10 protein-coding genes are annotated in these 12,903 nt (G+C 65.1%); 6 read left to right on the top strand and 4 right to left on the bottom strand.

The genetic code is table 11. The annotated features are described in order from the left end of the window. Positions 1 to 17: 17 nt before the first annotated feature. The 3 genes from LY622_RS06985 to LY622_RS06975 form a co-directional block, all read right to left on the bottom strand. Positions 18 to 2,039: a PhoX family protein gene (locus LY622_RS06985; RefSeq protein ID WP_234290225.1), complete on the bottom strand. Its 2,022-nt coding sequence runs from the start codon at positions 2,037 to 2,039 to the stop codon at positions 18 to 20. Positions 2,040 to 2,194: 155 nt separating this feature from the next. Continuing rightward, the gene (locus LY622_RS06980) at positions 2,195 to 2,746 is read right to left on the bottom strand and encodes a DUF2231 domain-containing protein (protein ID WP_234290224.1); all 552 of its coding nucleotides are present in this window, start codon (positions 2,744 to 2,746) and stop codon (positions 2,195 to 2,197) included. Then, on the bottom strand, positions 2,743 to 4,185 hold the full coding sequence (locus tag LY622_RS06975) for an ethylbenzene dehydrogenase-related protein (protein WP_234290223.1): 1,443 nt from the start codon (positions 4,183 to 4,185) through the stop codon (positions 2,743 to 2,745). The genes LY622_RS06980 and LY622_RS06975 overlap by 4 nt, the downstream gene beginning before the upstream one ends. A gap of 165 nt (positions 4,186 to 4,350) precedes the next feature. Between LY622_RS06975 and LY622_RS06970 the strand changes: the two genes are divergently transcribed. The 3 genes from LY622_RS06970 (at position 4,351) to LY622_RS06960 (ending at position 8,947) form a co-directional block, all read left to right on the top strand. Further along, positions 4,351 to 5,646, top strand: a complete 1,296-nt coding sequence (locus LY622_RS06970) for a ferredoxin reductase family protein (RefSeq protein ID WP_234290222.1) — start codon at positions 4,351 to 4,353, stop codon at positions 5,644 to 5,646. After that, positions 5,643 to 6,473, top strand: coding sequence for a cytochrome b5 domain-containing protein (locus LY622_RS06965; RefSeq protein WP_234290221.1), 831 nt, complete (start codon positions 5,643 to 5,645; stop codon positions 6,471 to 6,473). The genes LY622_RS06970 and LY622_RS06965 overlap by 4 nt, the downstream gene beginning before the upstream one ends. 113 nt (positions 6,474 to 6,586) lie before the next feature. Further along, a complete protein-coding gene (locus LY622_RS06960; protein WP_234290220.1) occupies positions 6,587 to 8,947 on the top strand; it encodes a putative bifunctional diguanylate cyclase/phosphodiesterase in 2,361 nt (786 codons plus the stop codon). On the opposite strand, the gene LY622_RS06955 is transcribed toward LY622_RS06960, so the two are convergent. Continuing rightward, positions 8,948 to 9,745 (bottom strand): TraX family protein, encoded by a 798-nt coding sequence (locus LY622_RS06955; RefSeq protein ID WP_234290219.1) that lies wholly within the window; start codon positions 9,743 to 9,745, stop codon positions 8,948 to 8,950. Between the two features lie 170 nt (positions 9,746 to 9,915). On the opposite strand from LY622_RS06955, the gene LY622_RS06950 reads away from it, so the two are divergent. The 3 genes from LY622_RS06950 (at position 9,916) to LY622_RS06940 (ending at position 12,853) form a co-directional block, all read left to right on the top strand. After that, positions 9,916 to 10,875, top strand: coding sequence for a LysR family transcriptional regulator (locus LY622_RS06950; protein WP_234290218.1), 960 nt, complete (start codon positions 9,916 to 9,918; stop codon positions 10,873 to 10,875). 155 nt (positions 10,876 to 11,030) lie between these two features. Continuing rightward, positions 11,031 to 11,534 (top strand): TRAP transporter small permease subunit, encoded by a 504-nt coding sequence (locus tag LY622_RS06945; RefSeq protein ID WP_234290217.1) that lies wholly within the window; start codon positions 11,031 to 11,033, stop codon positions 11,532 to 11,534. Continuing rightward, positions 11,531 to 12,853 (top strand): TRAP transporter large permease, encoded by a 1,323-nt coding sequence (locus tag LY622_RS06940; protein WP_234290216.1) that lies wholly within the window; start codon positions 11,531 to 11,533, stop codon positions 12,851 to 12,853. The genes LY622_RS06945 and LY622_RS06940 overlap by 4 nt, the downstream gene beginning before the upstream one ends. Positions 12,854 to 12,903 lie beyond the last annotated feature (50 nt).

The raw sequence follows: 12,903 nt of genomic DNA, 5'->3' as shown, positions 1-12,903 counted from the left end.
AAGCCGTGGGTTCGCGTTCAGGCGCCGATGATGCCGCCGTCTTCTCGGGTAATGACCAGGGTTGCCGAGCGCGGGGTGGCTTTACCTCCCTCCGGCCAGTGACTGCGGTAGCGCCCCCTGGCGAAATCCCTGGCGGAGGTCGTGGCACCCGGGTGTTGCACGTTGACGAACATGGTGCGCTGGTCCGGGGTGGTGATCACGCCGGTGATCTCCTGGCCCACTGGGCCCGTCAGGAAGCGCTTGATCTCGCCGGTCTCGGGATTGGCCGCCAGCATCTGATTATTGCCGAATGCCGCGAAGCGACGCCGGTTCATGTTCGATTCACCGATATCGGTCTGGATCCACAGACGACGGTCCAGGTCGATCCATAAACCGTCCGGGTTGGCAAAGATGGCGTCGCGGCCGAGTGAACTGCCTGCCAGGTTGCGGCTGTCATACTGGTCGCCGGCAAGCACGAAGATATCCCACTGGAAGCGCTTGGCGGCGTGGGTGCCGTCCTCCTGCCAGCGGATGATATGGCCGAAGCGGTTCTGCGGCCGAGGGTTCGCGCCATCCTGCTGGCCATTCTCCCGCCAGTCGTTGTTGGTCAGGGTGAAGTAGACCTGGCCGGTGGCGGGATCGACCGCGCCCCACTCGGGTCGGTCCATCTTCGTAGCCCCGGCATGGTCGGCGGCGCTGCGGGTATTGACCAGGATATCGGCAAGGTCGGCGAAGCCGTTCTCCGGCGTCAGGCCGTTGTGGCCCGGAGCGAGCGCCAGCCATTCGCCGCTGCCGTCCTCGTGGAATTTCGCCACGTAGAGGGTGCCCTCGTCGAGCAGCGAACCGTCGGCGCTGGTGGCCTGAAAGGGCCGGGCGGAGACGAACTTGTAGATGTATTCGAAGCGGGCGTCGTCGCCGGAGTAGGCCACCACCGGCTGGCCCTCCACCGCCGGAGCGAAGATCACTCCCTCGTGGGCGAAGCGGCCCAGGTGGGTGCGCTTGATCGGCGTGGAGGCCGGGTCCATGGGATCGATCTCCACCATCCAGCCGAAGGTATGGGGCTCGTTGCGATAGTCCTCGCTGGCGGAGGCGCCACGGGAACTGGCGTCGAAGCGCACGTATTCGTCGGCGCCGCCTTCTGCCCTGTGCCATTGATAGCGGCCGCTGTCGCGGGTCTCGATGCCGTAGCGGGCCTGGCGGCGGTCGATCTCGGCGTCGCTGTTGGCGAAGTAGCCGGCCCAGTTCTCCTCGGCGGCCAGGTAGGTGTTCCACGGGGTGACGCCGTGGGCGCAGTTGTTGAGGGTGCCGCGGGTCATGGTGCCGTCGGGACTGTACTTGGTCACCAGATGCTCGGTGCCGGCTACCGGCCCGGCCAGGCGCATCGGTGTGAGTCCGGTTATGCGGCGATTGAGGCGATCTGCCACCATGTGCCACTGGCCGTCGTCCCCTTTCCGTATCCGCACCACCGACACCCCATGGGCGTTGAGCTCCTTGCGCACCTGGTCGGCATCACGCGACCCATCTGCATTTTGCGGAAAATCGTTGCGATGCAGGACCAGGCCCGCGGCGGCGGCGTGCAGGAAGCGCGGTTCGACATACTCGTGGTTGAGCACCAGCAGGCCGTCGTGGGAACTGCCGTCGAGAGGGAAGAAGTGCATGCCGTCGTGGTGGCTGCCCACCTGATGGGCTTGCGCATCGCCGCTGGCTTCCAGCGAAAAGGCGGGCATGTCGCCGCTGATCGGGGTGCCCCAGGGAATGAGGGTCTGCACCCGGTAGCCTTTCGGCACGCTCACCCTGTCGGCATTGCTCACGGGAACCGCCCTGAATCCTAGGCTGGGTCCAGTCAGGCCACTATTGCTGGCGAAGACCGAGCCGAAGGGCAGGGTAGTGGCCATGGCACCCGCTACTACCGCGCTCAGGCTGGCGCGCAGCATGGTGCGCCGGTTCAGGTGAGCCTGAAGAATGTCACCGAAGTAGTCATTGGAAGAAGGGTTGCTGGCGGGCTCGTCGCCGTCGGCGAGAACCGGGTCGGTGGTGCCAACGCACTGGAGCTGCTTCATTGAGAGTGTCTCACATGCCGCCACGGAAATTTTCAGTCTAGGCGGGAATTGCCGCAGCAGCGTGAAGCGAGCGAAAAAGCAGTGGAAGGGCATTTAGGACGACAAGGGCCCCGCCGAAGCGGGGCCCTTGCCAGTTACGGGAGGTGATGCTGGGATCAGCCGCTCCTGCGCTGGCTCATGATGCCGAGTGCCCCCAGGGCGAGGCCGATGATCACCATGACGGCGATGACCCACAACGGACTGTAGAAGGTGGTATAGACCTCCCACCCCATCAGGCCGAGCACCGCGGAAAAGGCCGTGGTGGCGCCCACCAGATGGCCGCCCAGGGTGCCGGTGGAGGCGAACAGCAATCCCCCCGTCAACGCCAGGATCACCAGTACCCAGCGGCGAGCGCCGTCGAAGGCGCTGTCACCGGCCCGCCATACCAGCGCGGTGAGCATGGTGAAGATGCCCAGCGACCAGAGCGCCATCAGGATATGGTTGCGCGCCAGGGGGCTTGCCAGGTTGGCAGCCATTGGCCATATCAGGAAGCCGATGGTCAGGGTGGCCAGGGCGCCCAGCAGGCTGAGGACCAGCACCGGTAGCAGGGCGGCGCGGGAGAGCTCAGCGAGCCGGCCGGGCATGAAGGCGCCGACCAGAATCATCAGAGTGGCCAGGGCCCAGAACCCGATCGGGAAGTGAGAGAGCATGGCGTGAGTGCCGGTCATGAGCGGGCTCCTTGGCGAATCGGGCGGAAGCTGGGCAGCAGGGCAAGGGTCACGCCGAGCATGGCGATGAGGCCGGCGAGCAGAGTCATCCACCAGCGGGTGGTGATGGCGTCGTTGAATTCCATCTCCACCCCGTAGAGGGCGAGCTGCTTTTCGCTGTGACGGGGGCGCACCGGCTTGCCCTCCGCGATGTCCGGGGCCCCGGCGTGGGCGCGGCTGGTCAGCAGCGGCCAGTCGACCTGCCCCGGGTAGAAAAGGGTCATATCGAACCAGTCATTCGACCAGTCCGGCGAGTCCCCGTCGAAGGCCATCGCCTGAAAGTCTGCCTCGCGTCCCAGGCCCACCGTGTAGGGATGCGATACGTAATGCCAGCGACTGCCGGTGGCGTTGCGATAGACGGCGATGCCGATGTCGTAAACGCCCTGTTCCCGGAAGGCCTTGTCGTCCAGTGGGCTTCGGGTATCCATGGCACGCACCAGGGTCACGTCCCAGTGGCCATCCGCCCAGCGGGCAGGGCCGTCATGCACCATGATATCGCCGCGGGAGCCGGCGGGCTGGCGGAGCAGGCGCCGCGGGATGACATCGCCGTTCTGCCAGTCATGGTCGGGATCGAAATCGGTCCGGTTGTCCTCCGACAGGAAGTAGAGGCCGTCGAAATCGACGTGGCCCGAAGTCACGTCCTCCCAGCGCAGGGCGCGCTGACCGGTCTGCTCAGGGTCGAGCATCCAGCGTGGCTGTCGGCTATCGCCGTCCCAGTTGGTGGTGAAGGGGCCGGTGCCGGCATCGCCGTGGCGATATTCGCCGACCCACTGGTCATCGGAGGCGCCGATGGCATTGGAGCGACCTGCGCGCCAGTGCCACAGGTCGAGGAAGTAGCCCGCCTCGCGCTGCATTGCCAGCACGTCGGCGTCCACGACGCTGCGCCAGTCATTCTGATCGGATCGCGTGGCTGGCAGGTACTTGCGGACATCGCTCTCACCGAGCGTTTCGCCCAGGTGCGGGTGCGCCCCTACGTCAGCCGGTGAAGCAGAGTTGGTGAAGAAGCGCATCTGATTGCCGACGGTGATGTAGCCGCCGTATCGGCCGAACTCGGGGACGCCGCCGTCATCCACCAGCATTGCCACACGGTCCTCGTAGGTGCCGGCGGGGTCAGGCCCTGGAACCGAGCTGCCATGGCGGACCCATTCGCCATCCTCGTAGCGCAGCATGTCGTGATAGACATGGGGCTGTGATGCGGGCCAGCGATAGCGGAAGTAGATCTGCTCGCCATTGTAGGCGGCCTGCACCTGCAGCGGCATGGTCAGCTCGTCGGGAATCCAGATATTGTGCTCGGGATCATTCTGGATCACCCCGGAGCCCTGGGTGATCCAGGCCAGTCCCAGCGCTACTGGCAGTCCGAGGACCAGCCAGGGGCTAGTGCCCTTCTCATGACTCGCCATGTGATCTCCTGCATCAAGGGGGAAACGGAAGCTTCCTGATCTCAGTGTGGGACACGCCCCGATTAACGACATGACACAGATCAAGTCAGGCGTGACAATCCGCCACATAGGTTGAATGTGTCTACTAATCCGCAACAATAAGCAGCAGGTGAGTCAGGGGATGGAATGATGCGACGACTACCGAGACCGGGCGATCTCGCCTTGATAGCCGCGCTGCTGCTACCGCTCATGGTGGCATTGCCGCGCCTGGGCGGGCTCGGTGGGCCGCCTGAGCTGTGGCTGACCTGGGTGGGTCGGGTAACCGGCATCCTGGGGCTGGCCTTGATGCTGCTGGCGGCAGCGGTAAGCCTGCGGCTGCCGGGCTTCGATCGTCCCTTCGGTGGGCTGGTACGGCTCTGGAAGCTGCATCACTGGATGGGGTTCGGCGCCTTCATCCTTATAATGGTGCATGTACTGGCCCTGGCCCTGGCGGCGGTGCCCGCCTCGCTGGACGCGGCGGTGGCGACGCTCTTCCCCCCTGTCTCCCACGGCGCGGTCTGGCTGGGCTGGCTCGCCTGGCTGGCCATGGTTATCTTCCTGGCGCCTACCTTTGGCTTCTTCGGCCGCCTGCATTATCAGCGCTGGAAGCGGCTGCACCTGGTATCGGCGGCCGCGCTGTTTCTGGGACTGGGTCACGTACTGTTGCTGGCGGGTGAGACCTGGCCCTGGTGGCTGCTGGGTATCGCCGGGCTGGGCGCCATCGTCTGGCGCAAGCTGCTCTCTCCCCGCTTCTCGCGCCTGCCTTACCGGGTCGTGGCTGTCGAGCCGCTGGCCCGGGGCGTGGTGGAACTGGTGCTGGAGCCCGAGGGTCGTCGAATGGCCCATAAGACGGGGCAGTTCGTCTACCTGTCGCCACTGGACGAGTCCTTGAGCGCTGGGCGCGGCGAGGAGCACCCCTATACCATCGCCTCGAGCCCTCACGACGCTCGGCTGCGAATCGGCATCAAGGACCTGGGTGATGCCAGTCACGCCCTGCAGTCGGTGACACCGGGCTCCCGAGTGTTGATCGAAGGGCCCTATGGCGACTTCTTTCAGCGCCACTTTCCCTCGCGCAAGTCGCTCTGGTTCGGCGGGGGCATCGGCATCACGCCCTTCGTCGGCGCTGCACGGGAGATGGCAGAACTTGGCCAGGGCGATGACGTACAGCTGTTGTATCTGTCGAACAGTCCCGATCGCGCCTACTACCAGGATGAGCTGAAGGAGATTGCCGAGCGGGTAGAGGAGTTCACCTACACTTCCCACTATTATCGGGACCAGGGACCGCTTACCGAAGCCTTCCTGCGTCATCACTGTCCCGACTATGCGGAGCGAGAAATCTACATCTGTGGTCCCCCGGGGATGAACGCTCACCTGCAGCGACTGCTGACCGATCAGGGCGTTCCTGCCTCACGCATTCACAGCGAGGTCTTCGATTTCCTATGAACAAGATCGCCTATACCGCCTTCATCGCCTTCCTGGCCAGTATCCTCACCCTGCTGTCGGCCAGTGCGCTATCCCAATCGGATAACGAGGCACGCGACGACGAAGCGCTCGACGCCGTCACGTGGGACGAACTGGCCGAGCATGATGGTGCCGAGAGCTGCTGGAAGGCCATTCACGGCCGGGTCTACGACGTCACCGACTACATCCCCGACCACCCTACCGAGGAGGAGGTGATGCTGGAGTGGTGCGGCAGGGATGCCACCGAGGGCTGGGAGAACAAGCGTCCCGGCGTGCCTCACAGCCCGCGGGCCGCGTCACGGCTAGAGTCCCTTCTGGTGGGGCGACTGGTCGGGGAGGACGGCCAGCCAGTAATGCCGGACGATGCGGCCGACGCGGACGCCGAAGTGATCGATGCGGACCGGGCGCTTTCTCCGGCGGAAGACGAGCGCCTCCACCGTGCCATGCTGGGCCTGCCCCTGGATGGCCACTACCGCGGTGTCTTCACCGACCGCGGGGTCATCCAGGTCAATATCACCTTCGACCTGCGCGATGGACGCTTCGAGTCGGTCGACTATCGCCACCTGGCCTACCGTGGGGTGGACTACCTGGAGCTGGAGGAGGGTGACGAGCTCTACCCCGTCAGGGTGCAGTATGAGCAGATCGCCGAGCGGCTCGAGGGTGAGCCCGTGACGCGCATCTTCGCGCTCTACGAGCCCCAGCGCATGGTCGATGACGTGGACGGATACAGCGGTGCCACGCTGCGCGGTGCCAAGGTGATCTCGGCGATTCGGGATGGCCTGAATCGAGGCGTCTACTCCTGGCCTTGAACACGGCAGGGAGTGCCCCGGCCGCCTTGCGTTGAGGGCGGCTCCCTCGCCAAATCCAACGGCATGCGGTAAAGATAGGGTCTACAACGACTGAATCGATTCGGAACGATCGCATGCCCGTCCCTTCCACTGAGGAGAGTCGCGACTTCACGGCTGCGCCTCTGGCAACCTTCCCACAGCGCCACCAGCTCGTTCACGAGCAGGTGCATCTGCTCTATGAGCGGCTGTGGCAGCCGGTGCTTGCCAGCGTGCTGGGGGCGTGCCTGCTGGTCGCCGCCATGTGGCCGTTATTGTCGGCCGCCCAGCTGATCGGATGGCTGGCCGCGCTGGTCGTCGTCTCCGCCGGTCGCCTGGGGCTTGCCTGGTATTATCATTGCTTGCCCGCAAGCCGGCGTCGCCAGCGGCGCTGGCTGCATCGATTCGCCTGGGGTGCCGGTATCGCCGGCGCCGTATGGGGGGCTGCGGGGTTGCTCATGTTCACCATGGAGCACCATGGCCAGCTTGCCGCCCTGACCATCGTGCTGACCGGGGTCGCCGCCGGTGGCATGACCACCCTCTCTTCGGTGTGGTGGGTGGCCCCCGTCTTCATCCTGCCTGTCGTCTTGCCACTGCTGGGCCAGCTGCTATTTCATGGGTCGCCGTTCTCCTGGCTGCTCGCTGCCATGGTTGTGCTGTTCCTGGGGCTCCTGCTGACGGTCAGCCATCGGCTCTACCGCATCATCAGCGACAATATCGCCCTGCGGCTGGCCGTCACCTCACGGGAGGCGCAGCTGCGTGAGAGCGAGAGTCGCCATCGTGCCATCTTCCGCCACACGCCCCTGGGGGTGATGCACTTCGACCGGGAAGGGCGCGTCGTCGATTTCAACGAGAAGTGCCTGGATATCCTCGGGACCAGTCGAGATCGTTTGCAGGGCTTGAACCTGCTGGAGCAATTGGAGGACAAGCGGGTCTCCCGCGCGGTTCGCCAGTCGCTGATCAGCGGGACTGGTTATTACGAAGGAACCTATCGCGCGATTGTCAGCGGCAAGCAGACGCCGCTTCGTGCCTTCTACAATGCCCTGCGCAACGAGGATGGGGCCATCGTCGGCGGCGTGGCGCTGATCGAGGATGTCACCGAGCGCAAGCGAGCCGAAGAGACCATTCACCGCCAAGCCTATTTCGATCAGCTGACCGAGCTACCCAATCGCCGCCTGCTGATCGAGACCCTGGCGTCCACGATTCGGGACCGTCGCGATGACGGTCGCCTTGGCCTGGTGATGTTCCTCGACCTCGACCGCTTCAAGATGATCAACGATTCACTGGGCCACGCCATCGGCGACGAGCTGCTCAGGCAGCTAAGCAAGCGGCTGCTGGTCAGCATGCAGGATGGCGACATGGCGGCGCGGCTCAGCGGTGACGAGTTCGTTGTGCTGGTGCCGGCCCTGTCGGGCGACCGGCAGGCCGAGCTGGTGCGGGCCGAGCAGATGGCAAGGGATCTTCTCTCCTCGCTGCGCAAGGTCTATGACCTCGAGGGCCATCGAATCAGCGTCACGCCGAGCATCGGCTATACCCTCTTTCCTCTCGCCGTCGACGATGACGTGGGCGATGTGCTGCGGCATGCCGATACCGCCATGTACCAGGCCAAGGTCAAGGGCCGGGCCCAGGTGTGCGGCTATGAGCCGGCGATGCAGACCCAGATCACCTGGCGCCTGGAGATGGAGCAGGCGCTGCGCCGGGCCCTGGCGGAAGATCAGCTCTGTACCCACTTCCAGCCCCAGCTCGACCAGGAGGGGCGCATTGTCGGCGTCGAGGCGCTGATGCGCTGGCAGCACCCGACTCACGGCTGGATCTCGCCGGAAGTCTTCATCGCCATCGCCGAGGAGAGCGACCTTATCGTCGAGCTCGAGACCTGGATGCTGGATAGCTGCTGCGAGCTGTTGGCTCGCCTGCCGGTCGAGACGCTGCCATGTCTTTCGGTCAACATCAGCGTGCGACACTTCACCCAGCCGGGGTTCGTCGAGGGTGTGACCTGGGTGCTGGGGACCCATGGCGTCGCCTCGTCGCGGCTGACCATCGAGCTGACCGAGAGCATCATGATCGACGGGCTGGGTGATGCGGTGGATCGCATGCATCAGCTCAAGCGGCTGGGGGTCAATCTTGCCCTGGACGATTTCGGTACCGGCTTCTCCTCCCTGACATACCTGAAGTGCCTGCCGCTGGACGAACTGAAGATCGACCGCAGCTTCGTCAGTGACCTGGACTCCGACAGCAACGATGCCGCCATCGTCGAGACGATACTGGCCATGGCGCAGCACCTCGGTATCGAGGTCGTGGCCGAGGGTGTCGAGAATGAGGCCCAGCTGGATTTCCTGCTGACCCGCGGCTGTCGGCGCTTCCAGGGCTTCCACTTTCATCGACCCATGGCCGCGGAAGCGCTGGAACAGCTTCTCTCCCGCTGCCAGGAATCGGCTGGCTCCGGTCAGATCACCGACTGATCAGCCCAGGCCACCGCTTGCCCAGAGCCAGGCGGCGATCAGCATGAAATGGCCGGGGTACCAGGCCAGCCACAGCCGGCGCGGCATGGCGCTCGGCACGCTGGGCGTGAGGCGGTGGGCGCCGGCGGCCAGCCACAGGACCACCAGGCAGGTGGCCACGGTGAAGGACTTGGCCATGTCGGAGCTATTCATCAGCCCGGCCACCACCAGCACCGGTGCTGCCATGGTGACGGCGAGCAGGCGTTCGCCCAGCGCTTCGCCGGCGCCGTGCAGCTGATGGAAGGCGAGCATGAGCAGCGGAATCAACAGCAGGCCACGGTGCCCGTATTCCACCCAGTTGCCGGCCACATACCAGCCGAGCAATGAGACGCCAACACCCAGTGCCAGCGGCACGTCCAACTTGCCCTGCTGATAGCGCGCCAGCAGGCTGCGCAGCCAGGTGCCCCAGGCCAGGCCCAGCGCCAGGGTGAAGCAGACATTGAGGATGAAGGCATCCGATGCCCGGGGCATCATCATGTAGGGCAGCTGGGCCACCAGGCCGATCACCAGGATACGCCGGGCGTAGCGCAGGGGGTTGCGGGTATTGAACAGCCCGTGCCAGGCGACCATGGCGGCGAAGAGCGGGAAGGCGATGCGCCCGATCGACGAGCCTGCCCAGTCGAGCTGCCAGCCTGTGGGCAGCGCGTAGCGGGTCAGGTGGTCGATGGTCATGGTGGCCAGCGCCAGCCACTGGCCCCAACCGGTCCAGGTCGAGGCGGGGCGATCCGTCGCCGGCACAGCGGCGGCCTGTGTGGTCATCGCGACCTCCATGTTTTTGATGACAGTTGTGATGAAAGTTGTGATGACAGCTGTGACGCTGGCCTGGCTGACAGTAGCGATGACAGCGTGGCATTACCAGAGATTGACCGGGCAATGCCGATCATGGTTCCGGACATGCCGTCGGCGCGAGCGTGCAAAGGGGGAGAGTAATGCGAAGCGGCTTCGGATTCGATCTGCGCAGCATGGAGATTTTCGTCGAGACTCTGGAACAGGGCAGCCAGAGCGCCGCCGCCCGGCGGCTGGGACTCAAGCAGTCGTCGGTGTCGCAGAGCCTGGCCAACCTCGAGGAGGGGCTGGGCGTGACGCTGTTCAAGCGCAACACCCGGCCCCTGGAGCCGACCAGCGCGGGCCGCTTCTTCTACGACCGTGCCCGGCGGCTACTGGAGGAGGCGCGCAGCACCCGTCGTGAACTGGTGTCGGGTGCCTTCGGCCAGCTGCACCAGGTTCGCCTGGCGCTGGTCGACTCGCTGGCCACCGCGGTCGGCCAGCCGCTGATCGAGCTGATCAAGCGCTATACCCGCGACTACACGCTGACCACCGGGCTGTCACATATGCACAGCCATGCCCTGCTGACCCGCCATGTGGATATCATCGTCTCCGACGACCGACTCGAGAACTACGATGGCCTGGAGCGCCATGCCCTGCTACGCGAACCCTTCGTGCTGGTGGTGCCGCTCGGCTGGACGGGGCCGCTGGACAACCTGCGCTGGATCGCCCGTCAGCTCGATTTCGTGCGCTACACGCCGCAGTCGTTGATCGGCCAGGCCATCGAGCGCCATCTGCGCTTGAACAAGCTGGAGCTGCCGGCCCGGCTGCATCTCGACAACACCTTTGCGGTGCTGCGTCTGGTCAGCGCCGGGGCCGGCTGGACCATCACCACGCCGCTGTGCCTCTACCAGGCCGGGCTCGAGAACCTCAGGGTCCAGGTGGCGCCGCTGCCGGTGGCGCCGCTCACCCGGGAATTGACCCTGGTCTCGCGTCGCGATGAGCTGGGCGACCTGCCCGCGCTATTGGCCCGGGACAGCCGCCGCCTGCTGGAGCAACGTTTCCGCCGCCAGCTCGACCAGGCCCTGCCATGGCTCTCCGAGGCGGTTTCTACCCGCTCCTGAGCCCCCAGATGGTGCACTATCGTTTTTATCGATAGTCCCTGCGTCACCAACACCGATGCTCTTTGCGGTCCGGGGAAAGAGCGGCCAAGACTGAAACGCAATGTTTCAAGCCGCACAGGGCTTTCCCCGAGATGCCAAGAACAATAAGACGCTATGTGCGCCTCGTCGACCGCCTCAATCGCGGGGTGGGCCGGGTGATCATGTACCTGGTCTTCGTCATGATGGGGCTGCTGCTCTATGCCTCCTTCTCGCGCACGGTGCTCAACAGCCCGCTGATGTGGGGCGTGGAGATGTCCCAGTTCATGCTGGTGAGCTATTACCTGCTGGGCGGGGCCTATGCGATGCAGATGGGGGCCCATGTACGCATGGACCTCTTCTATAGCCGCTGGACGCCTCGCACCCAGGCGCTGGTCGATGCCATCACCATCCTCTTCCTGATCTTCTTCCTGGTCACGCTGCTGCTGGGCGGCATCTCCAGCACCCAGTACGCGCTGCAGTACGGGCAGCGCAACTACTCCGCCTGGGCGCCGCCGCTGGCGCCGATCAAGATCATCATGTGTATCGGCATCCTGCTGATGCTGCTGCAGGCCGTCGCGACCTTCTTCAAGGATGTCGCCACCGCCCGCGGGCAGGACATCTATGCGGAGGAGGCCGAATGAGCTACGAGATGATCGCGCTGATGATGTTCTCGAGCATGATGCTGCTGCTGTTGACCGGCCAGCGGGTGTTCGGCGTCATCGGTTTCGTCGGCGCCGCCTCGGCGCTGCTGCTGTGGGGCGATGGCGGCGTGGAGATGCCGTTCAATGCCAGCTTCGTGCTGATGAACTGGTATCCACTGCTGACCCTGCCGCTGTTCGTGTTCATGGGCTACATGCTCTCCGAGTCGGGCATCGCCGGCGACCTCTACGAGATGTTCCATGTCTGGATGGGCTCGCTGCGGGGCGGCCTGGCGGTGGGCACCATCGGCCTGATGGTGGTGGTCTCGGCCATGAACGGCCTGAGCGTGGCCGGCATGGCGATCGGTGCCAGTATCGCGCTGCCCGAGCTGCTGCGCCGCGGCTACGACAAGATCATGGTGACCGGGGTGATCCAGGCGGGTAGTTCGCTGGGCATCCTGGTGCCGCCCAGCGTGGTGCTGGTGCTCTACGGCATGATCGCCCGCCAGCCGGTGGGCAAGCTATGGCTGGCCGGGGCCATTCCGGGGCTGATCCTGGCCGCGCTGTTCGTGATCTATATCGTGGTGCGCTGCCGGCTGCAGCCGAGCCTGGGGCCGGCCCTGCCTCCCGAGGAGCGCAACATGAGCCTGGGCGCGAAGCTCAAGTTGCTGCGCGCGGGTATCCTGCCGCTGCTGATCTTCTTCTCGATGACCGGCCTGTTCCTGATGGGGATCACCAGCCTGGTGGAGAGCGCCGCCTATGGCGCCTTCGCGGCGACCCTGGCGGCGCTGTTCAAGGGACGCCTGACCCGGGCCGTGATCGAGGTCACGGTGCGCCGCACCCTGGGCATCAGCTGCATGTTCATGTGGATCATCCTCGCCGCGCTCAGCTTCGGCGCCGTATTCGACGGCCTGGGGGCGGTGCGGGCGATCGAGAACGTCTTTCTCGACCGCATGGGCCTCGGCCCCTGGGAGATCCTGCTGATGATGCAGCTCTCCTACATCCTGATGGGCATGTTCCTCGACGATACCGCGATGCTGGTGATCGTGGCGCCGCTCTATGTGCCGCTGGTGGTGAGCCTGGGCTTCGACCCGGTGTGGTACGGCGTGCTCTACACCATCACCGTGCAGATCGCCTACATGACGCCACCGTTCGGCTACAACCTGTTCCTGATGCGTGCCATGGCGCCGCCGGAGGTGTCGCTCGGCGACATCTACCGCAGCGTCTGGCCGTTCGTGATGATCATGCTCCTGGGGCTGGGCCTGATCACCGTCTTCCCGCAGCTGGCGCTGTGGCTGCCGGAGCTCTACTACGGCTACTGACGCTTTCCTGGTGCCTGGCCGTGGGCAAGTGAAACAACAACAAACCAGAT

The organism is Halomonas alkalisoli (assembly GCF_021412585.1).
Lineage (GTDB): Bacteria > Pseudomonadota > Gammaproteobacteria > Pseudomonadales > Halomonadaceae > Halomonas > Halomonas alkalisoli.
This window is presented reverse-complemented; position numbering and strand designations above follow the sequence as displayed.

Coding starts and splice junctions, on each gene's coding strand:
- LY622_RS06960 (WP_234290220.1), top strand. CDS start 6,587: ATGCCCGTCCCTTCCACTGAGGAGAGTCGCGACTTCACGGCTGCGCCT.
- LY622_RS06955 (WP_234290219.1), bottom strand. CDS start 9,745: ATGACCACACAGGCCGCCGCTGTGCCGGCGACGGATCGCCCCGCCTCG.
- LY622_RS06940 (WP_234290216.1), top strand. CDS start 11,531: ATGAGCTACGAGATGATCGCGCTGATGATGTTCTCGAGCATGATGCTG.
- LY622_RS06970 (WP_234290222.1), top strand. CDS start 4,351: ATGATGCGACGACTACCGAGACCGGGCGATCTCGCCTTGATAGCCGCG.
- LY622_RS06980 (WP_234290224.1), bottom strand. CDS start 2,746: ATGACCGGCACTCACGCCATGCTCTCTCACTTCCCGATCGGGTTCTGG.
- LY622_RS06975 (WP_234290223.1), bottom strand. CDS start 4,185: ATGGCGAGTCATGAGAAGGGCACTAGCCCCTGGCTGGTCCTCGGACTG.
- LY622_RS06965 (WP_234290221.1), top strand. CDS start 5,643: ATGAACAAGATCGCCTATACCGCCTTCATCGCCTTCCTGGCCAGTATC.
- LY622_RS06985 (WP_234290225.1), bottom strand. CDS start 2,039: ATGAAGCAGCTCCAGTGCGTTGGCACCACCGACCCGGTTCTCGCCGAC.
- LY622_RS06950 (WP_234290218.1), top strand. CDS start 9,916: ATGCGAAGCGGCTTCGGATTCGATCTGCGCAGCATGGAGATTTTCGTC.